This is a genomic window from Comamonas sp. lk, from assembly GCF_900564145.1.
Taxonomy (GTDB): domain Bacteria; phylum Pseudomonadota; class Gammaproteobacteria; order Burkholderiales; family Burkholderiaceae_C; genus Comamonas.
The window spans coordinates 3,338,788-3,361,765 of record NZ_UOOB01000001.1; the positions used below are offsets into that span (position 1 = coordinate 3,338,788).

Annotated in this window: 19 protein-coding genes and 1 pseudogene; 8 read left to right on the top strand and 12 right to left on the bottom strand. The window is 61.2% G+C overall.

What is annotated here, in order from left to right; translation table 11 throughout:
• Positions 1–8: 8 nt before the first annotated feature.
• Positions 9–1,064 (bottom strand): TauD/TfdA family dioxygenase, encoded by a 1,056-nt coding sequence (locus EAO39_RS15190; protein WP_120968835.1) that lies wholly within the window; start codon positions 1,062–1,064, stop codon positions 9–11.
• A 42-nt stretch (positions 1,065–1,106) separates the two neighbouring features.
• Entirely contained in the window at positions 1,107–2,852 is a 1,746-nt protein-coding gene (locus EAO39_RS15195; RefSeq protein WP_120968838.1) for an acetolactate synthase catalytic subunit, read from the bottom strand.
• Positions 2,853–2,977: 125 nt separating this feature from the next.
• Between EAO39_RS15195 and EAO39_RS15200 the strand changes: the two genes are divergently transcribed.
• Positions 2,978–3,940: a LysR family transcriptional regulator gene (locus tag EAO39_RS15200; protein ID WP_120968841.1), complete on the top strand. Its 963-nt coding sequence runs from the start codon at positions 2,978–2,980 to the stop codon at positions 3,938–3,940.
• A gap of 228 nt (positions 3,941–4,168) precedes the next feature.
• Here EAO39_RS15200 and EAO39_RS15205 read toward each other — a convergent pair whose 3' ends face one another.
• The 6 genes from EAO39_RS15205 to EAO39_RS15230 form a co-directional block, all read right to left on the bottom strand.
• Complete coding sequence (locus tag EAO39_RS15205) at positions 4,169–5,296, bottom strand: porin (RefSeq protein ID WP_120968845.1); 1,128 nt, start codon at positions 5,294–5,296, stop codon at positions 4,169–4,171.
• Positions 5,297–5,633: 337 nt separating this feature from the next.
• On the bottom strand, positions 5,634–6,611 hold the full coding sequence (locus EAO39_RS15210) for a tripartite tricarboxylate transporter substrate binding protein (protein ID WP_120968848.1): 978 nt from the start codon (positions 6,609–6,611) through the stop codon (positions 5,634–5,636).
• 197 nt (positions 6,612–6,808) lie between these two features.
• Positions 6,809–7,510, bottom strand: a complete 702-nt coding sequence (locus EAO39_RS15215) for a carboxymuconolactone decarboxylase family protein (protein ID WP_120968851.1) — start codon at positions 7,508–7,510, stop codon at positions 6,809–6,811.
• A 9-nt stretch (positions 7,511–7,519) separates the two neighbouring features.
• Positions 7,520–9,142 carry a 3-(methylthio)propionyl-CoA ligase gene (locus tag EAO39_RS15220; RefSeq protein ID WP_120968853.1) on the bottom strand — a complete coding sequence of 541 codons (1,623 nt, stop codon included), beginning with the start codon at positions 9,140–9,142 and terminating at the stop codon, positions 7,520–7,522.
• 13 nt (positions 9,143–9,155) lie between these two features.
• Positions 9,156–9,983, bottom strand: a complete 828-nt coding sequence (locus tag EAO39_RS15225) for an SDR family NAD(P)-dependent oxidoreductase (RefSeq protein WP_120968856.1) — start codon at positions 9,981–9,983, stop codon at positions 9,156–9,158.
• Positions 9,984–9,985: 2 nt separating this feature from the next.
• Entirely contained in the window at positions 9,986–11,041 is a 1,056-nt protein-coding gene (locus tag EAO39_RS15230) for a 3-keto-5-aminohexanoate cleavage protein (RefSeq protein ID WP_120968859.1), read from the bottom strand.
• A 173-nt stretch (positions 11,042–11,214) separates the two neighbouring features.
• Here EAO39_RS15230 and EAO39_RS15235 point away from each other — a divergent pair, with 173 nt between their 5' ends.
• The gene (locus EAO39_RS15235; RefSeq protein ID WP_120968861.1) at positions 11,215–12,198 is read left to right on the top strand and encodes an AraC family transcriptional regulator; all 984 of its coding nucleotides are present in this window, start codon (positions 11,215–11,217) and stop codon (positions 12,196–12,198) included.
• 131 nt (positions 12,199–12,329) lie between these two features.
• Here the strand turns inward: EAO39_RS15235 and EAO39_RS15240 are convergent.
• Positions 12,330–12,536 (bottom strand): annotated as a pseudogene (locus EAO39_RS15240) (IS5/IS1182 family transposase); the annotation flags it as partial.
• Between the two features lie 352 nt (positions 12,537–12,888).
• Positions 12,889–13,896 carry a LysR family transcriptional regulator gene (locus tag EAO39_RS15245; protein ID WP_120968864.1) on the bottom strand — a complete coding sequence of 336 codons (1,008 nt, stop codon included), beginning with the start codon at positions 13,894–13,896 and terminating at the stop codon, positions 12,889–12,891.
• Between the two features lie 205 nt (positions 13,897–14,101).
• Here EAO39_RS15245 and EAO39_RS15250 point away from each other — a divergent pair, with 205 nt between their 5' ends.
• From EAO39_RS15250 to EAO39_RS15260, 3 genes are all read left to right on the top strand, one after another.
• Positions 14,102–15,115, top strand: a complete 1,014-nt coding sequence (locus EAO39_RS15250; protein ID WP_120968867.1) for a tripartite tricarboxylate transporter substrate binding protein BugE — start codon at positions 14,102–14,104, stop codon at positions 15,113–15,115.
• 63 nt (positions 15,116–15,178) lie between these two features.
• A complete protein-coding gene (locus tag EAO39_RS15255; RefSeq protein WP_120968870.1) occupies positions 15,179–16,606 on the top strand; it encodes a M20 family metallopeptidase in 1,428 nt (475 codons plus the stop codon).
• Positions 16,607–16,826: 220 nt separating this feature from the next.
• Positions 16,827–16,973, top strand: a complete 147-nt coding sequence (locus EAO39_RS15260) for a DUF3149 domain-containing protein (RefSeq protein WP_205589396.1) — start codon at positions 16,827–16,829, stop codon at positions 16,971–16,973.
• Positions 16,974–17,088: 115 nt separating this feature from the next.
• Here the strand turns inward: EAO39_RS15260 and EAO39_RS15265 are convergent, their stop codons facing one another.
• The gene (locus tag EAO39_RS15265) at positions 17,089–17,310 is read right to left on the bottom strand and encodes a SlyX family protein (protein WP_120968873.1); all 222 of its coding nucleotides are present in this window, start codon (positions 17,308–17,310) and stop codon (positions 17,089–17,091) included.
• Between the two features lie 2 nt (positions 17,311–17,312).
• Complete coding sequence (locus EAO39_RS15270; protein ID WP_120968876.1) at positions 17,313–18,509, bottom strand: PLP-dependent aminotransferase family protein; 1,197 nt, start codon at positions 18,507–18,509, stop codon at positions 17,313–17,315.
• A 354-nt stretch (positions 18,510–18,863) separates the two neighbouring features.
• Between EAO39_RS15270 and EAO39_RS23085 the strand changes: the two genes are divergently transcribed.
• From EAO39_RS23085 to nth, 3 genes are all read left to right on the top strand, one after another.
• A complete protein-coding gene (locus tag EAO39_RS23085) occupies positions 18,864–20,405 on the top strand; it encodes a collagen-like triple helix repeat-containing protein (protein WP_276209298.1) in 1,542 nt (513 codons plus the stop codon).
• A gap of 141 nt (positions 20,406–20,546) precedes the next feature.
• Positions 20,547–22,238 carry a POTRA domain-containing protein gene (locus tag EAO39_RS15280; RefSeq protein WP_240467025.1) on the top strand — a complete coding sequence of 564 codons (1,692 nt, stop codon included), beginning with the start codon at positions 20,547–20,549 and terminating at the stop codon, positions 22,236–22,238.
• Between the two features lie 82 nt (positions 22,239–22,320).
• A complete protein-coding gene (gene nth / locus EAO39_RS15285; RefSeq protein ID WP_120968885.1) occupies positions 22,321–22,977 on the top strand; it encodes an endonuclease III in 657 nt (218 codons plus the stop codon).
• Position 22,978: the final 1 nt, after the last annotated feature.

Here is a 22,978-nt window from a genome sequence, read left to right on the forward strand (position 1 = left end):
ACACGGCCTCAGTGTTCGGTCGCACCCATGAGCTGGGCGATGTCGTAGATCGGTGCGCGCGGCGTGCGCGACCACAGCTCGCTGAAACGTGCACGGCGCTCGAAGGAGGCCGGTACAGGGCCTTGCTCCGGTAGGTTCAGCCACAGCCGCAGCAGATGTCGCTTGCGGTCGATCTCGACATGGTCTTCATAGGCGGTGCGTGAATGCAGCACCACATAGTTGTTGAGGAACTGCATATCGCCCGGCTCCAGCTCCATGTCATAGCGCAGACGCTTATCCTGCTGCAACGCCTCGAACAGCTCCAGCGCTTGCAGCTGCTGGACATCGAGCCGGGGCACCTCGTCAAAGCGCTGCGCCGAGTCGATGAAGCGGCGCACGTAGCGACAGTACACCTTCTCGCCCAGGCGCTGGTAGATGGGCGTGGGGTAGAAAGGCGCTTCGCCTTCGCCTTGTTCCTTGCGTGCATCGAAGTAGAAGTGCTCGTGCAGACGCTGCAAAAGATCGGGACGCTCAGCCGCCATGGTGTTGTAGACGGCGAGTGAACTGGCTACGCTGCTCGCACCGCCTTGCTTGGCCGTGCGCAAGCACATCAGGCCCACCACATCGGCCGCATCGGTGTGAAAAGGCAGCTTGAGTGCGGACTGGTAGCCTCTGGCGCTGGCATCGGTGCTTGGGTCCTTGCCCAGGTCAAAAACATGGCCCAGCACGTCTCCGTAGGCGTTCTGCGCAATCGCATTGCCCATGTGTCGGCCCAGCCCCCAGAAGATCAAGCCTGCCTCGAGCTTGCTATAGCGCGCCATAGGCAGGCCCTTGATCAGCACAATTCCCATGCCGCTGACCAGCTCCTGCACCACGGCATGCAGCTTGGCGGTCAAACCATCCAGCGGAAAGTCTTCTTTCACCATGCCGGGCACACTGGCACCGCACGCCTTGGCATGGGCCAGGGCCTCGTCGATCTCGGCAATATCGTTATCGTTCAGGCGCACGACCCAGCGTCTGTCGCTGGTCAGTGTGTCCACGGTCCACGCGGCCGGGTGGTTGATGGGTTGCGGGTGGCGGTCCATTTTCTGTCTCCTGGTATGTGCTGCTGGCTGGGTAAAGGTAGTTCAGACCTGCTTGTGCCTGGCGTTGAAGAAGGTCAATGGCGGAAAGGCTTCGGGGTCGCACACCACATCGAGCACGGTGGTTGTGCCAGACCGTGCAGCTGCGGCAAGCGCCTCGGCCAGGTCGGCCGGATCTTCGATGCGCACTCCGACACAGCCACAGGAGCGGGCGATGGCGGCGTGATCCACGGGCTTGAAATCCACGGCGCTGGTGAACTCACCGAACTTCAGCTGCTCGGCATGCTTCTGGAATCCCAGAATGCCGTTATTGATCACCACCAGCGTCACAGCGATGCCGCTGCGCACGGAGGTTTCGAGTTCAGACCACACATGGCCGAAGCCGCCGTCACCCACGACGCAGACCACGGGCGTATCGGGACTTGCCAGCTTGGCCCCCATTGCCATGGGCAGCCCCCAACCCAGCCCGGCCAGCCCGCGCGGGGTCAGGAAGCGCATACCGACCCGTGTGCTCGTCAGGTAGTTGGCAATCCAGGTACTGGAGTAGCTGGCGTCGGCCACAAAAATGGTATCGACCGTCGCCTGCGCGGCGATTTCTTCCATGATGCGCTCGGGGCGTATCGGTTGCGCGCTGGATTGGCGCAGAGCCCGGGACTCGGTCTCGTAAAGCGCCCGTCCGCTGCGAATGCGCGCCTCCAGTGGCACCCGTGCCGCTGCACGGGCAGTCAGATCGCCGGCCACCAGCGCCTGGCGCAACGCCACCAGCGTTTCACGGGCATCCCCAACCAGGCGCAGAGACTCGTAGTTGCGCCCGACCTCCGCGCTGTCGATGTCAATGTGGATGTACTGTGCATTGGGTGGATACAGGGTCCAAGAATCCGTGCCGTTCTGGTTGGTGCGATTGCCCACCAACAGCACCACGTCGGCCTCCGTCACCAGGCTGCGCTGGTGGCGCGATGCCGCATACGGCCCCATGAACGAACCCACAACACCCACAGAAAGCGGATGGGTCTCGTCCACGCCGCCCTTGCCCATGGTCGTGGTGGCAATGGCCAGGTGCGCATCGTTTTGCAAGGCTGCAAGTGCCTCGCTGGCCGCAGACACATGCACACCGCCACCGGCAATGACGATGGGAGCGCGTGCATTGCGCAGCAGTTCCGCTGCGCGGGCCACAGCGGCGGGAGCGGCCACCGTGCGGTCCAGCGGAAAATAGCCCAGCGAGTTACGGCGTACAGCCTTGGGTGCAGGCTCCACCAGCAAATCCATAGGCAGCAACAGCGCCACCGGACCCGGCCGGCCTCCGCAAGCATTGGCAATGGCCTGATCGAGATAGTCCTCCACCCGTTCGGCATCGGTCACACGGCGAACCCACTTGGTGCAGGAGGCAAACAGGCCGAGGTGGTCGAATTCCTGGAACGCGTTGCGGTCGGTCTGGTTGCGCTGTACGTCCTGCACCAGCGCCACGATAGGAATGGAGGCTTTGAGCGCTTCGGCCAGCGGCGGGACCAGCAAAGTGGCGGCCGGGCCGTTCTGAGCCGTGATCACGGCCGGCTGGCCGCTGATGCGGGCATGGCCGTCAGCCATGTAGCCGCCGGCATTTTCAGTGCGATAGCCGATCTGGCGTATGCCCAGGCTTTCGCACGCCAGATGCAGCGAGCTGGGGATGCTCTGGCCGAACACCATTTCTATGCCGTGGCGCTGCAACGCCCGAGCCAGCAGAAAGGCTATGCTTTCGCTGGCTTGCTCAGGCCTTGCCGCAATAACTGAAGAGAGATGAGACTGACTCGTCATAAATGTCCTTGGTGGCTGGAGACACAAGCACCCTTTTCAGGGCTTGCTTTTGAGTGCTTTCATTCTGTTCAGTTGCTTGCGTAAGCACCAATGAAACCTTCAGCCGCTACGATTACTATTTGGTTATGACGAATACCGCACCCCTGCAGAATTTCCTCAAACGCGGTCTCAAGCTGCGGCAGCTTCGGCTGCTGTTGGCCTTAGACAACCATAGGCATGTGGGCCGTGTTGCCGATGCACTGAGCATCACCCAGCCGGCGGTATCCAAGGCATTGGCGGAACTGGAGCAAGGACTGGGAGTACCGCTATTCCTTCGCACTCCCAAGGGGCTGGAACCTACGGCCGAAGGCAGCTGCCTGGCCCGGTATGCCGAGATCATTGAGGAAGACCTGCAGCGCGCAGCGCTGGCGCTGGAGTCGGTCAGCCGACCTCAGGTATGGCGCGTGTCATTGGGCGTGATGCATGGCGGCACACCTATCGTCAGCCCGACCCTGGAACGCTGGCGCAAAAAGCATCCACCCGCGACACCTCTAGACCTAACCGTGCACGAAGCGCCTATCGATACGCTGCTGCCCCTGCTCAGATCCGGCCGCCTGGACATTGCTGTCGGTGCCCCCCCCGAAAGCAGCACCATCGCTGACCTGCAGATCACGCCGCTGTATGTGGACAACATGGTGTGGGTCGTATCTCCCCACCATCCCATGGCCAAGACCAGTCACATCCGTCTGCATGACCTCAGCGATTACATCTGGGTCATGACACCGCGCGCTTCGCGCAGGCGCGCCTTGGTGGATGCGGCCTTGCGTCGCCATGGTGTTGCGGAGCCGGCCCAGGTAGTGGAGACCTTGTCGCACGAAACAATTCTGGGGCTGGTGCAGCGACAAAATGCCGTCGCCCTGGTCATGGGCGGGCTGGCCCGCAGCTTCGAGTCGCGCGGGCTAGTGCAGATACTCGACATTGAGATGAGCCAAGTGTTGCAAGTGGTTGCGTTGACGCGGCAACAGCCTTTGCCATCGGCCGCCGCACTGGAACTGCTCGACTGCCTAGCCGAGCAGGCTGCCTCATCTTCCTTTGGTCTTCAGGACTGACTTCCGCTGGCTGAACTACTCACTTAACCGGAGTTGATACGCTGGCGAAGCATTTGAGAAGGAGACACGCGTTTCATACCAATGGCATGTTTATCGTGCTCCAGCCAATGCGTGAGTGCGCGTGGCAGTGCAGGTTATGCCCACGATGGCATTAGTCGCATCTTCCAAGATAGCGTGCAAATGGGTGCGCAAGACTCTGGTGCTTTCCAGCAGCACCTGAAGATTGACTCAGAACCAGTGCCTCAGTCCGATGGTGATTCCGGTGCGGTTGCTCACCAAAGCACCTGCTGAGGTTTTTTCGATATATGAGCCCGCACCGCCACTCACACGGGTGTAGTCCACGCCCATATAGGCGCTCGTGCGTTTGCTGAAAGCATAATTGGCGACGGCCACGATGAAGTTAGCTTTGCTGTTAAAAGCTCCGGAGGTAGATCCGCCTTGCTTGGCGTAGTAAAAGTGCGCCCCCAAATTGAGTTGCGGGGTGATCTGGTAACCAGTACCCAATTGGATCAGCTGACGCTTGTTCGAATCTCCCGATGCGAAGCCCCCATTGATTTCCGCCCCCCAGTAAGCACTGATCAGGCGAGAGTCTTCCGCCGCGAGGGTGTTCTTGCGCTGGTTCATGGCATAGCCGGTACTGAAGTACCACGGTCCAGCTCGATAGGAACCGCCCACCGTATAAGCATCAAACTCGGTACCGCCAGGCATCTTGGTGTTCAGGTAAGCACCACCAATTGCCAAGCCATTGCTTGCATAACGCAAGTAGCCGCCAGCCGTCTTCATGGCCAGGCCACCCGTCAGATCAAGGTCACGGCCTTTTTTGGCAATAGTATTTCCTTCATCAAAGGAATACTGCAAGCCTGCGCGCCATGCACCCAAGGCCATCATGTACTTGAGCGTGTTGTTGGTGCGTGCCCCCATGGAAAACCCAATCTCGGGCTTGTATACCTCCATAAATGGCAGATATGGGAAAGAGGCATAGGTCGACGCCGCAACGTCAAGCAGAACGTTGTACTGACGGCCCAAAGTGAGTTGGCCCAAATGCCTGTCGCGCACGCCTACCCAGGCCTGCTGAAAGTAATTCACGACAGCGGTGTTTCCGGTATCCGTCAGGAAGCGATCTTCCAGATTCGCGATAGCCGACAGTCCTCCACCCAAGTCTTCGGTCACGTTGATGCCCCAGCGGCTCTGGGACATCCCCCCGCCTACCATCTGAGTCTTTCCATGATTGCTTGTCGAGCGCACTGCAGCATCTACGATGCCATAGAGCTGTACGCTGCTTTGCGCAGAAGCCTGGGATGCGGCACCTGCCAGGATTACTGTAGCCATTGTTGTTTTCACGAATGAATGGGTCATCGTGTTGTCTCACTCTTTTTTCTAGTCGTTAGTAACGTGCACGGCAACCCGCTAAGCCAATGCAACAAGTAATAGGCAATAGCAGGACATCAAGGGGGGCGGGCATGTGCCCGTCACGAAGCCCTTGGTTTCATAGACGGAAGAACGGTTGCAAAGGCATCCGAGATACCAGGCAAAGAAGGGATGACACCAAGAGCGCCCGTGGGGGTGCACGCTGTAACTGCGCGCTGAACCTCCATGCCGCGATGCCTGTGCCTGTGCCTGTGCCTGTGCCTGTGCCTGTGCCTGTGCCTGTGCGGCCATCGGGTTCTCTTGCCAACCCGCCAGCAAACTCGCCTTACTCGATACGGATACCGTTGGTTTTCACGATCGACTGCCACAGCAACAGATCGGCAGCGACCGTTTTGCCAAATTCCTCCGGGCTCTTGAGCGGCGGATGGGCCATGTTGAACTGGAGCAGTCGCTCCTTCATGGCGGGGTCCATCATCACCTTCAGGAACTCTCGGTGTAGCCGGCTCACCACAGCGTCTGGCGTGCCTTTGGGCACGAAGACACCGTACCAGCCGTCGGCGGCGAACTTGACACCCTGCTCGGTGAAGGTCGCAAGTTCTGGCAGCGCGGGACCGCGGGCCGTGCCGGTATTACCCAGCGCCTTGAGTTTGCCGTTCTTGATCAGCGGAAGGGAGCTCGTCGCGTCAACGAAAGCGACCTTGATGATCCCACCGCCCATGTCCTGGTAGATCTGCGGCACGCTTTTGTAGGGGACATGCCGGACATCCAACTTGTATTGATTTTTCAGTGATTCCATCACCAGATGGCCCGTGGAACCCACGCCCCAGCTTGCGTAATTGAGCTTGCCTGGATTTGCCTTAACGTAAGCAATGAACTCCTGCAAGTTGGTCGCCGGAAAGTCCGGTGAAGTGACCAGGTGGATGCCACCAGCTCCTATCTGCGCGACGGGAGTGAACTTGGCGAGAACATTGAGTGCCAGATCGGGTTGCAGCGCCTGGTTGACCACTGTGCCAGCTGCTGATGCAAACAGCACCGTGTAGCCATCGGCGGGGGCCTTGGCGACTTCGATAGTCGCCAGATGGCCATTGGCGCCGGGCCGGTTGTCTACCACCACAGGCTGTTTGAGAGCTTGTGATACACGTTCTGTCATGACACGCAGCAGCACGTCGGGCCCGGAGCCTCCCGGGCTGGCAATGACCATACGAACAGGTCGTTTGGGCCAAGCCTCCTGCGCATGGAGATTGGGGGCCAAGCTGGTACCCAAGGCTACCAGCGCGAACAGGATGCAACGACGTGTACTCATGATGTCTCCGGTGTCGATATATGAAAGGTGTTTTGGATAAGCAGTCAAGACTCAAGGCAGCTGGAGCACCGTATTCCAATGAAACCAGCTCAGTGCTCCCCATCAAGATGGGAGGCCAGCCCATCGCAGCGATTTGGACCGTGGTCAGTCCAACGACTCAGAGCCAGGCATGCGGTCAAGGCAAAGATGCTCATGTTTCAGGCGACGCGCTTTGGTGTGCCTTGGGCGAGGGCTGCATCAAGCATGGGCAGCGCCAACTCCATGGCCTCGATACCTTGCAGGCTGACGATCTTGAGCACGTCGAGCACTTGCTCACGGGATGCACCAAGCTGCAAGGCTGCCTCAATATGGCGCTGTGTGCCATGGCCGTACATATGCGAGATCGCAGCGTCGCCGGAAATGCAAAGGTACTCGATCCATAGGGGTGGCAACACGCCATCGGTCCACAATGGCAACCCCATCTCCAGGAAGCGCTCCAGCCACACCGGGTCCCAGCGCGATAGGGTGTCCCAGAGAGGATTGAACATGCCCTTGGCGCGTACCGCATCGGTCACCGGTGTGGCAGGCTTCGCTGCGGCTTCATCAGCGATGCCACGTCCGGCCAGCTCGCTCTCAAGCATGGGCACCCCCAGGGCCAGTGCGTGAATCCCGATCACTGCAGCCAGCTTGAAGACCGCCATGATCTCGGTTCGTGTGGCACCAGCGTCCAGCGCTGCGCGCACATGGCGCTGCACGCCGGGCGCGTAAAGGTGTGTGGCGGTCACGTCAATATTCAGGCGGAGCAACGCGACCAGCTTGGGGTCAAGCGAGGCGCCGGCGCTTTGCGCCTCCAGAGCTTTCCAGGCGGCGGACCACCTTGGGTCCACGGTTTGCAGGCGATCAAAAACGGTGGTTTGCATATGTGGTCCTCATGGGGGTGTTAGGTGAGCGCTGTGCTGTTCGCGCAGCTTGAGCTTGTGCACCTTGCCCGTCGCAGTCATGGGCAGGGAGTCGGCAAAAATCACGTCGTCGGGGATGCAGTACTTGGCGACCTTGCCTTGCAGAAAGTCGAGCATGTCTTCGCGCGTCAAGTCAGCACCTGGCTTCTTCACCACCAGCAACACAGGGCGCTCGTCCCACTTGGGATGGGGCACGCCGATCACGGCCGCCATCGACACCGCCGCGTGCGCACAGGCCTCGTTTTCGAGCTCGATGGAGCTGATCCATTCACCGCCGGACTTGATCAGGTCTTTCGCGCGGTCGGTGATCTGCATATAGCCGTCGGCATCGATGGTGGCCACGTCCCCGGTGGGGAACCAGCCGTCACGCAGCGGTGAGCTCGGGTGCTTGAAATATTCGCTGATCACCCAGGGTCCGCGCACCATCAGCTCGCCGAAGGCCTTGCCATCCCAGGGCAGCTCGGCGCCAGCCTCGTCGACAATTTTCATGTCGATGCCAAAAATCGCATGGCCCTGCTTTTCAAGCACCTTGCGCTGGACGTCCTTGTGCAACCCGAGGTGCTTGGACTTAAGGCGGCCGACCGCACCCAGCGGCGACAGCTCGGTCATGCCCCAGGCATGAATCAGCTCGACACCGTACTGCTCGTCGAAGGCGCGGATCATTGCCGGCGGGCAGGCCGATCCACCCACCACCGTGCGGCGCAAGCTGGCAAAGCGTGCCCCCTCGGTGTTCATGTAATGCAGCAAGCCTTGCCAGATGGTCGGAACGCCTGCCGAGAAGGTGACGCATTCCTGCTCCATCAGTGTATGCAATGACTTGCCATCAAGTGCGGGCCCAGGCAACACCAGCTTAGCGCCCGCCAGTGCGGCTGAATAAGGAAGGCCCCAGGCATTGACGTGGAACATGGGCACGACGGGCATCACCACATCGCGCGAGGATATGCACAGCGCGTCGGGCAAAGCCGATGCATAGGCATGCAGCACCGTGGAACGCTGGCTGTACAGCGCGCCCTTGGGGTTGCCCGTGGTGCCGGAGGTGTAGCACAGGCCGCAGGGGGCGTTCTCGTCGAGCTCGGGCCAGTCGAATTGCGTGGAAGCGGTGTCCATCATCTCCTCGTAGCATGCCAGGGTTGGCAGTTTGGACGAAGACGGCATGTGGGTGCGATCCGTCATCACCACGAGGTGGTCCAGCCGCTCGCAATGCGGGGCAACGACTTCCACCAGGGGCAGAAAGTTGGCGTCGAAAAACAGCACCCGCGCATCGGAATGGTTCAGCATCCACGCGATCTGCTCTGGCAGCAAGCGGGGGTTGATGGTGTGAACTACTTTTCCGCAACCTCCCACGGCGTAGTAAAGCTCCAGGTGGCGGTGCGTGTTCCAGGCCAGCGTCGCGACGCGTTCACCCGGCTCAAGCCCCAGCGTCGTCAACGCATTGGCTAGCTGGCGCGTGCGGGTGTGCAGCTCGCGCCAGGTAGTGCGGTGAACGTCGCCTTCCACGCGGCGTGAGACGATCTCGGTGTTGCCGTGGTGGCGATCTGCATGCTGAATCAACGCCGAAACATTGAGCGGCATTTGCATCATCGATTTATGCATGGAGCTCCTCCGTTCATATGGTCGATCCGCCATTGGGACTGACTACCTGACCCACCATGTAGTGCTCACCGGACAGGTGCAGCACTGTGCTGGCGTACTCCTCGACCGTTCCGAAGCGTCCTGTGGGACAGCCTTGCCAAAGCCGATTGCGCGCCTCTTCGCCAATGTTCTCCAGGTAGGCATTGAAGGCCGGCGTGGCCACGCCGCCAGGAGCCATCGCGTTGACCAGGATGTTGGCTCCGGCCACCTCATATGCCACCGAGCGTGTAAAGGCGACCACCGCGCCCTTGGTCGCGCTGTAGTGCGGGCTATGCGCGCTCTTGGAGGAAATACCGGCAATGGAAGCGATGTTGACAATGCGACCGTAGCGCTGCGGCTGCATGACTTTCAGCGCCTCGCGTGTGCAGTAAAAGACGCCATGTACGTTCACACCCCAGCAGCGATGCCATTCCTCGTCGCTGATCTCACTGGTAAAGCCCAGCGTGTCGCGCGGCACCGGTGTGCTGTTGTAGCTATAGAGCTTGTTGCGGCGCTCGGTGTCTATCGCCCGATTGGGTGTGAGCGCAGCGTTGTTGACCAGGATGTGCAAGGTGCCAAAGCGCGCCATCATCGCATCGAACATCTCGCGCACTTGCAAGCTGTCCGAAACGTCGCAGCGCAGTGCCAGGCAGGCCGAGCCTTCAGCTTCGACGGCCTTTTGAGTGGCCGCCAAGGCTTCTTCATTGACATCGCACACCACCACGCTCGCGCCCTCACGGGCAAAAGCGAGCGCCACCCCCTGGCCCAGGCCAGGCCCTACGCCGGTGACCAGCGCCACCTTGTCTGCAAAGGTCTTGCCCATGATCAACCCCGGCCCGGAACGGTGAAGCCGGTTTGGCCGGGCTTGCGGTTGGGTGCCAAGCCAAGCTGGGCGATGGTCTCGTCAGCGCTGTCATACCATTCACCGATCTTGTAGATTTGCTTGGCCTGCTTGCCGGTGGCGACTTCGCGGCCAAGCTCGCGTGCTTGGCGCACCGCCTGCTCGATCTGCTGCACCGAGCTCATGCGCTCGCCTTTTCTTCCCCACAGGTTGTCTTCGATGCCGACACGCACATGCAAGCCCAGAGCAATGGCGATGGCATTCATCGGCGCCACGGCGCGCATTGCACTCTCTATCGTCAGCACTGAACCGGGGGGCGTGCGGCGTACGAACTCGATCAGGTCGCTGGGATGGAAACCCGCAGCGCCGCCGCCGATGGCGACGTAGTTCAAGACCAGCGGGCCGGTGTACAGGCCCTTGCGGATCAGACGCTCCACCGTCTCCAGTTGGTGTACATGGCCCAGCATGAAATGCGGCTGGATTCTTTTTTCCGACAGACGCTTAAGGTGTTCAACATGGAACTCCGGCGTCGCGTCCACCACCATATTGGTGTATGCCTTGAAGTACTCGGGCTTTTCCAGCAGCGTGCCCTGGATGTCATCGGCCGTGAGCATCTCGGTGATGTTCATCTGGCTCGAGTTGATCGCAATGGTTACCTGGTCGGGCTTGGGATTCAGATCGGCCAGCATGTGACGGGTATCGTGATCCAGCCATTGAGCGGCGGCCCCCTCGTCTTCAGGTGCGAAGGAAATAGAGCCGCCAACCTGCAAGACCATGTCGGGCACGGCGTCACGCAGACGCGCCAGCATCTCGTTGAATTTGGACATGCGCTTGCTGCCTTTGCCATCTTCTTCGCGCACATGCACATGCAACACGGTGGCGCCGGCATTCCAGCAATCCACGGCTTTCTGCACCTGCTCCTTCATGCTGACGGGAATGTCGCTCGAGCAGGAAGGCGTGTACTGCGGACCATAGGGAGCAACCTGGATCACCAGTGGTTGCTGGTTTTCGGGGTAGAGGCTGTCGTCGAGGAATTCCATCAATGTCTCCTAGTGAGGTTGGATGGATGAATCGTCGGTTTTTTGCCCTCTTGTCGTTTATCTTTGTGTGGCATTGATTTATCATTTCGCAGCACATCACTCAGGGTCTCCCCTTGGCTTCTCCTGGCACCCCCGATTCGCTACCTGTCGGCCCTCTGTCCGGCATCGCGTCCATGCTCAACACACTGGGCCACGATGGGCACGCGCTGCTGCGTCAGTTCGGCATCGACAAGCGTGCTCTGCGCGACCCCCTGGTGCCTTCGTCAATCCACCTGCACGGGCGTATTCTTCTCGCCGCCATCGAGCTCAGCGGCCATGAGGACCTACCGTTGTTAGTGGGCGGAGGATCGCAGCTCGAAAACGTGGGGCCGGTGCGTGCCCTTGCGCTCAATGCGGCAACAGCACGCGCAGCGCTTGAGGACTTGCGGCATTACGCAAGCATGTGGTATCGCGGCCTTAACATGACACTAGAGGAAGATCAGGGTTATGCGGTACTGGGCTACACCGCCAAGGTGGAGTTTCCCGGTCGGGAAGCTCTGCTGAGCGCCTACCTAGCCGGTGGTATGACGAGCCTGCGCCTAGTCTTGGGCGCGGAGTGGAAACCTGCTCTGGTACGTGTCGCCCATCGTCGGCCGGCCAACCTGGAGGCTTGGGCCAAGCTTTTTCGTGCGCCGATACTGTTCGACCAGCCGCGACATGAGTTGCTGTTTCCGGCCGCAGAGCTCGATAAGCCGCGCGGACGCACCGATGCGCAGCTCGATGCTTTCCTCAAGCGGCAGCTTGATGCTCTGGAGGTCAGCGAGCCCTCGGATTTTGCTGGTCAGGTGAAACGCGCGATCGAGAGTCAGTTGCTGCGCGGCGACTGCAGCAACGAGCGTATCGCCAGCATGTTCGGGGTGCACCGGCATACGCTTTACCGGCGGCTTGCAGGAATGGACGCCGACTACACCAGCTTGCTGGAGCAGTCGCGTTGTCGTCTGGCGACGCAACTTCTGTCAGACACGGACATGCCGCTAGGCGAGATCGCCGCAATGCTCGGCTACAGCACCCAGGGCAACTTCACGCGCGCGTTCTGCCGCTGGTTCAAGGCCACGCCTAGCGAATGGCGGCGTGCGAATACTGCGCAGGTTGGATTCATGCACTCTAGGATAAAGTGACCAGGCCGAGTGGGCTTGCGGCTTAAAACTAGTCAAATTTTTTAGCCGCATGCCCCTTTGGGGTCCATTTTTGAGTGGGCGCTGTCGCATAAATCCAATTTTGGTCGAATTGCCCCTGACCCAGGATGAAGCTATGCCATGGCAACCGTCTGCGGACGGCCGAGTTCAGTGAACCAGTTGAGAATGGCGGCACGGATATGCAGCTCTTTGGCCTGGCGCTCGAAGGTTCTGGGCATGACCCGCTCGTCCAATTGTTTAAAGCAGTTCATCTTTGTCTCCACTAGACAAGGCCGGTGGTAGCCACTCCACACTTCCCAGATTCCCCGACCCAAATGTCGGTCGGCATCTGGCGACGACCGCATTTCGGCATGCAAAGGTTTTGCCTTTACGTAGCCAGACATTTTTTCGTGGAGAAGTGATAGTGGCGGCGCCCCCTTGAATCTCCGCCTCATACACCGGCTGGGTGCCATAGGCCCCATCACCGATAAATGCGGCGAACCTACCAACTCACCCAACCCTTAGGCGCTCAAGCTAGCAAGTAACGTTTTAAACACCGCCCTTCATGATGTCCTCAAAATCGGGTCGTTCTCAGCCTCTATTCTTATGCACAAAAGTCAGCGCTGTTTTCACCAAGACACGTAGAAATGACCAGCAGCCCTGTTTTTTTTCAGCGGCCGTCACCGGCCTTGACTAAGCCGCAGGCACGGGCGCGGCGTGATCAAGCTTGAGCCTCTGCCACAGCCTGAGCATCTCCTGCAGCAGCGAGGGCGCACGGTCTATGCGATACACGGCCCCCAGCGGCGGCAAGCCGCCGGCTATGCGCACATCCAGCACGCGCACGCGGCCCTGGGTTCGCAGGCCCGGCAAAATGCTGCGTGGCACCAGGGATACCGCTCCGGGCTGGGTCAGCAGCCCCTCAAGCACCGGCAGGGACACGGTAGAGGCAGGAAACCATGACGCATCCTCGAGCACCGGCAGGATCTCGTTTTCCACGATGCTGCGCACTGCGATACCGAAGCTGGGCAACACCCAGCGTGCGCCTCTCAGAGACTGCAGCGCCACATCGCGGCGCCCCACCAGAGCATGTTCCACATCGGCAATCACCACGGCCGCATCCAGCAGCAAAGGCTCGAAGGCGAAAGCGGCCGGCAGCATCTGGGGCTGGCGACAGAACACCACGTCCAGGCGGGAGGCCATGAGTTGCGACAGCAAAGGCGTGCTGGCGTCCTCGTGCACATCCACATGTACCTGCGGATGCGCCTCATAAAAGCGCGGCAGCAGCTGCGACAGGATGGACATGGCCGCCGCAGGAATAGAGCCCATGCGCAGCGCAGCGGCCGCCCCACGGCGTATGGAGGCCAGCGACTCTGAAACCTCCTGCAGCCCGGCCAGCATGCCGTGCGCAGCATCAATCAAGGTCTGGCCCGCCACCGTGGGCCGCATGCCCCGCGCATGGCGCTCGAACAGCTTCATGTCCAGCACCCGCTCCAGCTCTGCCAAGGCCTGGGTGGCAGCCGACTGGCTCATGTTCAGGTGCACGGCAGCCTGCAGGACCGAGCCGCACTGCTGCAGCGCCACCAGCAGCTGTAGCTGGCGCAAGCGCCCCTGTTTGGTCAAACGGGAGAACAGCTGCTTGCCTTCTGGCGTCGCGACATCGTCGCTGCGCTGCAACTCGGAAAAAGGATATGGGCTGGGCATGGAGAACCTAGGGTTTGCACTTATCACGCTACAAGCCTCACAGGGAGAAGCCTCATAGCTATCGACATAGCTTATAGCTTGCGGCAAATATCGTGCACTGCAAAGCCGTTGAAATTTCTATATTTCACTTCAATGACGGCGCAAACAGCATGACCTGCACCATGCCTATGGACGCGCTGTCGCCGATATCTTTCTGGAGTCGCTCATGTCCACACCCTCATGCCAACACCGCCGCTTTCGCCGCCTCAGCCTGATCTCCCTGGCCGCCGCCAGCACCCTCTGGGCATTGCCGGCAGCGCAGGCGCTGGCCGCCGATGTCTACCCCAGCAAGCCCGTCAAGCTCATCGTTCCCTTTGCGGCAGGCGGCTCCACCGATATCGTGGCGCGGGTGATTGCTGAAGGCATGCGCTCCACCCTGGGCCAACCGGTGATCGTGGACAACAAGGGCGGCGCCGGCGGCCTGATAGGCAGCGAAGCCATTGCCCAGGCCGCCGCCGATGGCTACACCATTGGCATGGCCACCGTGAGCACGGCCACCATCAACCCCCTGCTCTACAAGCGCGCAATCAAGCTGGAAGGCAAGCTGCTGCCCGTAGCCAATCTAGTGACCATGCCCTCGGTCTATATGGCACACCCCAAGATGGGCGTGAACAACTTCAACGACTTTCTGGCCAAGATCAAGGCCCAGCCAGGTAGCTACAGCGCCGGCGTGCCGGGTCTCGGAACGCTGGGCCATCTGATGGTGGCTTCGTTCAACGAGACCATGAAGACCCAGATCCAGATCGTGCCCTATCGCGGCAACGGCCCGGCGCTCAATGACGCTCTGGCCGGCATGGTGCAGATCATGACCGACCAGCTGCCTTCGGCCATGCCCCAGATCAAGGGCGGCAAGCTGGTGCCGGTGGTGGTCGCCTCCCACGGCCGCTCGCCCGACCTGCCCAATGTGCCCACCTTCAAAGAACTGGGCTATGAAGAACTCAACGAGCTGGGCATCAGCTGGTTCGGTCTGGTCGTTCCATCCGGCACACCAGCAGCCATCGTCAAGCAGCTGCAGGAAGCCGCCGTCAAGGCTGCCCATCTGCCCGAGGTGCAAAAGCATCTGAAAAATCTGGGCGCCACCTCGACCGAAACGCCTCCAGCGCAGTTCCCGGCCCAGATCGCCGCCGAACTCAAGCGCAACAAGGCGCTGCTGGACAAGGCCGGCGTCAAGCCCGAATAAGCCGCTGTGCCTGACTCCCCGCCCGCCCATCTTTCTTCAAGCACCCGGCAAAGGATTTTCCCCATGCAAGCGATGAACGCCCTGCAGGATTTCTTTCAGCGTGAAACCCCGCGCATGACGGCTTTGGCCGATCAGATCTGGTCGCTGGCCGAGCTGCGCTATGCCGAGAATGCCTCGGCCCAACTGCACACGGCAGCGCTGGAACAGGCCGGCTTTCGCATCACCCAGAACGTGGCCGGCATTCCCACGGCCTTCATGGCCGAATGGGGTCACGAAGGCCCGGTGATTGCCCTGCTCGGCGAGTACGATGCGCTGTCGGGTCTGAACCAGCAAAGCGGCGCCCTGGTCTGCACGCCATCCACCGACAGTCCGGGCCTGGCCGGCCATGGCTGCGGCCACCACCTGCTGGGCACATCGGCCCACTTTGCGGCCATTGCGCTGCAACAGCATCTGAGCCGCACGGGCCAGAGCGGCCGCGTGCGCTACTACGGCTGCCCGGCCGAGGAAGGCGGCTCCGGCAAGACCTTTATGGCGCGCGCCGGTGTGTTCGACGATGTCGATGCCGCGCTGACCTGGCACCCGGCCAGCTACACCGGCCTGTTCAGTCAGAGTACTTTGGCCAATATCCAGGCCAAGTTCATCTTCCACGGCAAGGCTTCGCACGCCGCACATTCGCCGCACCTGGGCCGCAGCGCGCTGGATGCGGTGGAGTTGATGAACGTGGGCGTGAACTATCTGCGCGAACACATGCCTTCGGATGCGCGCGTGCACTATGCCGTGACCGATAGCGGCGGCCTGTCGCCCAATGTGGTGCAAGCCCGCGCCGAAGCGCTGTATCTGATACGCGCAGCGCGCAACCACGAAGCAGCCGAACTCTACGAGCGCGTGCAGAACGTGGCCCGTGGTGCGGCGCTGATGACCGATTGCAAGCTGGAGATCGTGTTCGACAAGGCCTGCTCCAATCTGCTGCAAAACAGCACCTTGAACGAGGTGATGTATGCGCAGATGCTGGCTCTGGGCCAGTTGCAGGTGGATGCGCAGACCCAGTCCGTGGCCGGCCAGTTTCAGGCCACGCTGGATCAGAACGACGTGGACGCCGTCAGCCGCCCGCTGGCCAGCGTGTTGCGCGGCAAGGTTCCGGCCATCTTCGAAGGCCTGTCGCCCTACGACCCCAAGGTCAACGACATCATGTTCGGCTCCACCGACGTGGCCGATGTGAGCTGGATCACGCCCACGGTCCAGGCCTGGGTGGCCTGCTACGCTTTCGGCACGCCGCTGCATTCATGGCAGATGGTCTCGCAAGGCCAATCCACCCTGGCCCATGCAGGCATGGTGCGTGCGGCCAAGATTCTGACGGCCACCGCCATCGAACTGCTGGCCCATCCCGAGCAGCTAAGCCTGGCCAAGCAGGAGCTGCTGCAGCGCCGCGGTGGCAAGCCTTATATCTGCCCCATACCGCCAGAGGTGCCGCTGCCGTTTTTGCGCAAGTAAACCGTCCGTATTTCAGCCTCAGGCCCTGCAAGCGATTGCAGGGCTTTTTTGCGGGCTGCTTCATGCGCGGCTGCGGTTACGGCCTGAGTCCTCGCCTCGCTTCTTGCGCACACGCAAAGCAGCGACCGTCAAAGCTTGACACAGCACAAGCCCTGGACGCCGGCTTCGGGCAATAGTCGGCCTATGACCGCATGCTGGCGGCTCAGCACAAGGAGGCCCCATGAAATTGATGATCGATCTTTTTTCCACCGACTACGGGCTGATGAGCCTGATCGTCATCGTCTTGATTCTGGTGATGGCGGTGTTCTTCACCTGCTTGTTCATGGGCAAGATGAAACACATTGCGGCCGAGGCCCCCAAGGAATGATTTTCATAGCTGCTAGCGCAATACGGATATAGGCTGCAGGCATAAAACACTCCAAAGCAGAGACAAAAAAGGCCAGAGATTGCTCCGGCCTTTTGTGTCTCTGCGATCACCGTCCTCAATAGTGCGGCGGCAGTTCGTCACGCAAATTGCGCTGCCCGGCACCCCCACCCTCGGGCACCTGGCGCTTGAGTTCGCGCAACTCGTTGATGAGCATGTCGATTTGCTGCTGCTGGCGGTAAATCGTCATATTGAGCTGCTCCAGCAGATCGTCGGTATAGCTGGCCTTGATCTCCAGCTCCATCACCCTGGTCTGCAGAGACTCCATGTCCTCGCTCATGCTCACCCTTTCAGCGCCTTGGCCAGACGCGCAATGCCATCGCGAATCTTCTCTTCGTCGGCCGTCGCAAACGAGAGGCGGAAGGTGGCGCTGTCGGCGTTCTGTGCATAGAAAGGCGTGCCCGGTACAAAGGCCACGCTTTCCTCAATGGCCTTTTTTGCCAGGACACCGGCATCGGCCAGCTGACCGCGAGCACCCGTCAGCCGCACCCACAGGAACAAGCCGCCTTGGGGCTGGACAAATTCCACGGCATCGCCGAGCTGCTCACGCAGCGCATCGCCCATGGCCTTGGCGCGCTTGGCATAGACCTCGCGCACATGAGCCAAAGTCTTGGGCATGGCGCCGGACTTCAGGTATTGCGCTGCCGTGGCCTGGGCAAAAGTGCTGGTGTGGGCATCGCTGAACTGCTTGCACATCACGGCGCGGGACAGCAGCTCGGGCGGAGCAATCAGCCAGCCTATGCGCAGACCGGGGCTGAGCACCTTGGACAGCGAGCCGCAGTGCGCCAGCCAGGCTCGGCTGCCAGGCACTTCGCGCGAGAGCGACAGCAGGCTGGCGGGCGGCGCTGCATCGAAGTACAGATCGCCGTAGGGATCGTCCTCCACCACCAGCGTCTGGTACTTGACGGCCAGCTCCAGCACTTTCTTGCGGCGTTCCAGGCTCAGCGTGGCTCCGCTGGGGTTGCCAAAAGTGGGAATCAGATAGACCAGCTTGGGCTGGTGCTCGGCAATCAGCGCCTCCAGCGCATCGGTGTTGACGCCGTGCTCGTCCACGGGAGCGGAGATGACTTCAGCGCCATAAAGGCGGAAACACTGGATGGTGGCCAGGAAAGTCGGGCCTTCCACGATAACCTTGTCACCTTCGCCCAGCATGGTCTTGCCAAGCAAATCCAGCGCCTGCTGGCTGCCCGTGGTCACGATGAGCTGCTCGGGCGCCACATCGGGCGCGCCCTTGCTGACCATGAAGGTCGAGAGCTGCTCGCGCAGCGGCTGATAGCCCTCGGTGGCGCCATATTGCAATGCCGCACCGGCCTCTTGCTGCAGGGCGGCTGCCGATGCGGCACTGATGCCTGCCACATCAAACATGGCGCTGTCCGGAAAGCCGCCTGCAAAGCTGATGATGCCGGGCTTGCCCAGCAGCTTGAACAGTTCACGGATCGCAGAGGTCTCTACGTTATCGAGTCGTTTGGCAAATTGCATACGTTTTTTCGTTAAAGCGCGACGGAGATGGGAATTGCAGGCAGTAGCACCTGCCCGCAAGCGCTCTATTGTGGCGCGCCCGGCGGGCCGTCGGGAAACACTCTTGTATTTGTAGGTACAAATGCCAGAGAAGCGTAAGACGATACCTAGCAATATGTCACTTTCGATAGGATTTATTAATTAAGTGTAACTTCGTTTCTGGAGATATGAATTGGACAGTTTCGGACGTGAAACAGGAATATGCACACACCGCCGCAGCAGGCGGCATGGACTCCGATTTCTTTTGGTGCACATCTTTAAGACGAGGGTTTTATGCGTACTTCTGATTTGACACAGAGCTTGCTGTCCGCGGACATGAACAGCAAAACCGGTCTGGGCCTGCGCAGTCTTTGCGCCGTGGCCCTCGCGGCCAGCCTGGCGGCCTGCGGTTCCAGCGGCTCGCTTCGCAGCGATACCGGCGCGGGAAGCGGCGGCAGCGGTGGTGGCGATGTGGTCGCCGGCGGCGGTGGCACGGGCGGCGGCACAGGCGGCGGCACAGGCGGTGGCACAGGCGGTGGCACAGGCGGTGGCACAGGCGGTGGCACGGGCGGCGGGACCGGTGGGGGCAACAACGGCGGCAACCCTGCGGCGGATTCTCTGACCGTGGTTCGCAACACCGTCAACAACACCAGCGATGCCCTGGGTGGCGTCAACGGCGTGATCACCGATGCCAATACGCTGGTCACCAGCGTGCTGGGCAAGGCGACAGATAACACCCCGCTGAGCGGCATCGCACAGCCGGCCAGCGGCATTCTGGGCAACACCAACTCTGCCGTCGCGTCTCTGACCAACGGAGTCAGCTCGGGGCTGGGTCAAATCGGCAAGACCGCCGACCCCATAGGCACCACGGTACAAAGCGTGGCCCCTGCCGTGGGCTATCTGGGTCAAGCTGTCGGCAGCGTGGGTAAGACCGTCAGCGCACTGGACAAGCCAGAGTTGGGCGCCGTGGGCGATGTGGCGGGTCTGGCAGGCGGTCTCGTCCAGACAGTGGGAGGCGGCGTCACCCGCCTGGAAGGAACGGTCAAGCAAGTGACGCAAAGCCCTCTGGTCAGCGGACTGACCAGCAATCTCAGCAGCACCGCCACACCCATTCTGGGCAGCGTGGTCGGCACGGTACAAAACCTGGGTCAGACCACCGGCATTGGTCAGCCGGTCAACAATCTGCTGACCACCGTGGGAGGTTTGGTCAGCCATGTAGGCACCGGTATTGCCGCTACCGACGCCCCCATCGTCGCACCGCTGGGCCAGGTGGTTGACGGAGTGGGCGAGACCGTTGCCGGCCTGGGCGGTCTGGCCAAAACACCAGGTTCCACTCCCCATGCCGGCTTGCTCAGCCCCGTCACCGGCCTGCTTGGCGGCGTGACCGGCGGCAGCAGTGCCGGCCTGCTCTCGCCGGTTACCGGTTTGCTGGGTGGAATCAATGGCGGTAGCAACGGAGGTCCTCTGTCTCCAGTCACCAGCCTGGTCGGCGGTCTGACCGGGGGTTTGACAGGCGGTTCCGGTGGAGGCGGCGTTCTGGCGCCCGTCACCCAACTTGTCGGCGGACTCACCGGCGGTGTGACCGGCGGCTCTGGTGGCGCAGCTGGCATAGGGGGCATTCTCACTCCCGTCACTCACCTTGTCGGCGGACTGACAGGTGGTGTGGCCAGCGGCTCCACGGCTCCCGTGGGCGGCATCCTGGCGCCTGTCACCCATCTGGTCTCTGGCGTGACCGGCGGGCTGACCGTGGCCGCCAATGCCACCACCAATGTGACTGCGGGCACGGAAGCCCAGGCCGGCCCACTGGGTGGTCTGCTGGGCGGAGTTCTCGGAAGCGTGGGAGCGCTGACGGCAGGTCTGGGCGCCACTGCCAAGTAAAGCATGGGCGATGTCATCCGGCATCGCCTGCTTTACAAGCCCGCTGCGTGCGGGCTTTTTTGCGACAGACCCCTATACCCAAAACAAGGTAAGCCACTAAAAATGCAGCAGAGAAAGAAAAGACAGGAGGGCGTTTTGGAGATGAAGCAAACAAGAACTTTTCGCCGCTCGCGTTGGGCACGCGCTTTGCCGCTGAGCCTGCCGCTGCTTTTCGGCACGGCTCTGACATGGGCCCAGTCGGGCAATCCGCTGCAAACCCTGCCCCGCGTGCCGCCAGCCAGCCGCCCTCAGGTGCCGATACAGATACAGACGCCCCAGGTCGGCAACCAGGATATTGCCAGCGTGCAAGTCGCTGTCAGGGGCGTGAATGTCCAAGGCAGCTCGGCCATTGCCTTCGATGAAGTCAGCGCCCTGTTCACGCCCTTCATCAACGGCACCCATACCGTGGGCGCTCTGGCCCAGGCGGCGCAGAAAGTGGGAGAGCTGTACCAGCAACGCGGATTTGCGCTCTCTTTTGCTTTTTTGCCGCCACAGAACTTTGCCGATGGCGTGGTCCTGGTCACCGTGGTTGAAGGCTATGTGGCCAATCTTCAGCTGGAGGGCGATTTCGGGCGTTCCGAATCCGGGATTCGCGAACTGGCCCAGCCCCTGCTTCATGAAAAACCGTTGACCACCCAGACCTTTCAACGACAGACCCAGCTGATGGCCCGTCTGCCGGGCGTGCAGATTGTCGCCTCTGCCAGCCTGCCCACCACCACGGATGGCGCCACCGCACTTGTCATCAAGTCCAAGCACAAGCCTGTGGTGGTGGCTTTTGGCGGCGAATTGCGCAAGCCCACACCGCGCGTGATTGCGTCGCTCACGCTCAACGACCCCTTGTGGGCAGGCAGCCAGTTGCAGCTGTCCACCATGCTGCAAAAACCCAGCAAGGAGCGTTTCAGCTCACTGGGCTTTACCCAGCTGCTCAATGCCGAAGGCACGCTGGCTCGGGCCAGCTTTTCTGACTACCGCAGCTTCAACAACCCCGCCACGCACATACCCGGCATTGACGACCTGACGCGCCAGCGCAAGCTTGATTTCAACATCAGCCACCCCTTGATACTGAGCAACCGCACGCAGCTGACAGGTACGGCCGGTCTGTACGCCATCAACTACAACAAGGAGCTGCAAACCAGCAACCAGTACCTTGCCAATGATGAGCGGGTGCGCACGCTGTACGCCCAGCTGGCATGGTCATCGTTCAGCCCGCAGGCCACACGCTCGGCCAATGTGTTGCTGGCGCGGGGCCTGAACTCCATGGGCGCCCAGGCAGGTCTGCTCTATCAGGACCCCAACCAGACGCTGCTTCTACCCTCCTCCGTGAAGCTCGACTTCACACGCCTGCTGATGGAATACAGCCAGCGCCACCGCTTTGCCAGCAAATTCGGCGCCGGCTTTGCCGTGGGCGGGCAGTACAGCCGCGACATTCTGCCCACGCCTGAAAAGATCTCCTTCGGCTCCAACCGCTTTGGGCGCGGCTATCAGGCGGGAGAGTTTTCCGGCGACTCGGGCCTGGGCGCCAGCGTGGAAGGCAACTACCAGTTTGTCATGGCCCATCAGTGGCTCAAATCCGTCGAGCCCTATGTGCTTTATGAATGGGCACGCACCCATCAGCGAACCAGCGGGCTGGCGGGCAATACCTTGCGCTCGGCCAGCCTCGGCCTGCGCTTGTCCGACAGCCGCCACTACTCCCTGGACCTTGCGGCCAGCAAGCCCATGGGTGACCGCACGGCCAACAACCCCGAGCGCGAACTGCGCTACAGCCTGCTTCTCAGCTACAACCTCGATCTCTGAGGTCGCACCCGTCTTGCGTCCAAGCCGCGGCCCGCAAAGCCCGCGGCTTTTTTAACGGCAGCAGGCAAGCGACAATAGCGCGATGAAAAAAAGCGAGATCGAGCCTTTTTTTGCCGCGCTCAAGGCCGCCAACCCCACGCCGCAAACCGAGCTGGAATACACCACCGTCTTTGAGCTGCTGACCGCCGTGCTGCTGTCGGCCCAGGCCACCGACGTGGGCGTGAACAAGGCCACGCGCAAGCTGTTTCCGGTAGCCAATACGCCGCAGGCAATTCTGGATCTGGGTCTGGAGGGGCTTGAGAGCTATATCAAGACCATAGGTCTGTACCGCAGCAAAGCCAAGCATCTGATGCAGACCTGCGCCATGCTGGTGAATCTGCATGGCGGCCAGGTGCCCAGCACCCGCGAAGAACTGGAAGCCTTGCCCGGCGTGGGCCGCAAGACCGCCAATGTGGTGCTCAACGTGGCCTTTGGCCAACCTACCATGGCGGTGGACACGCATATCTTTCGCGTAAGCAACCGCACCGGGCTGGCCCCCGGCAAGAATCCGTTGGAAGTGGAGAAACAGCTGCTCAAACGCGTGCCCGAGGAGTACGCCGTGGATTCTCACCACTGGCTGATCCTGCTGGGCCGCTATGTCTGCCAGGCCCGCAAGCCCCGCTGCTGGGAGTGCGTGGTGTCCCAATACTGCGATTTCACGCCCAAGACGGCCGCGCCCACGGCAGGAAAAAAGAGCTGAA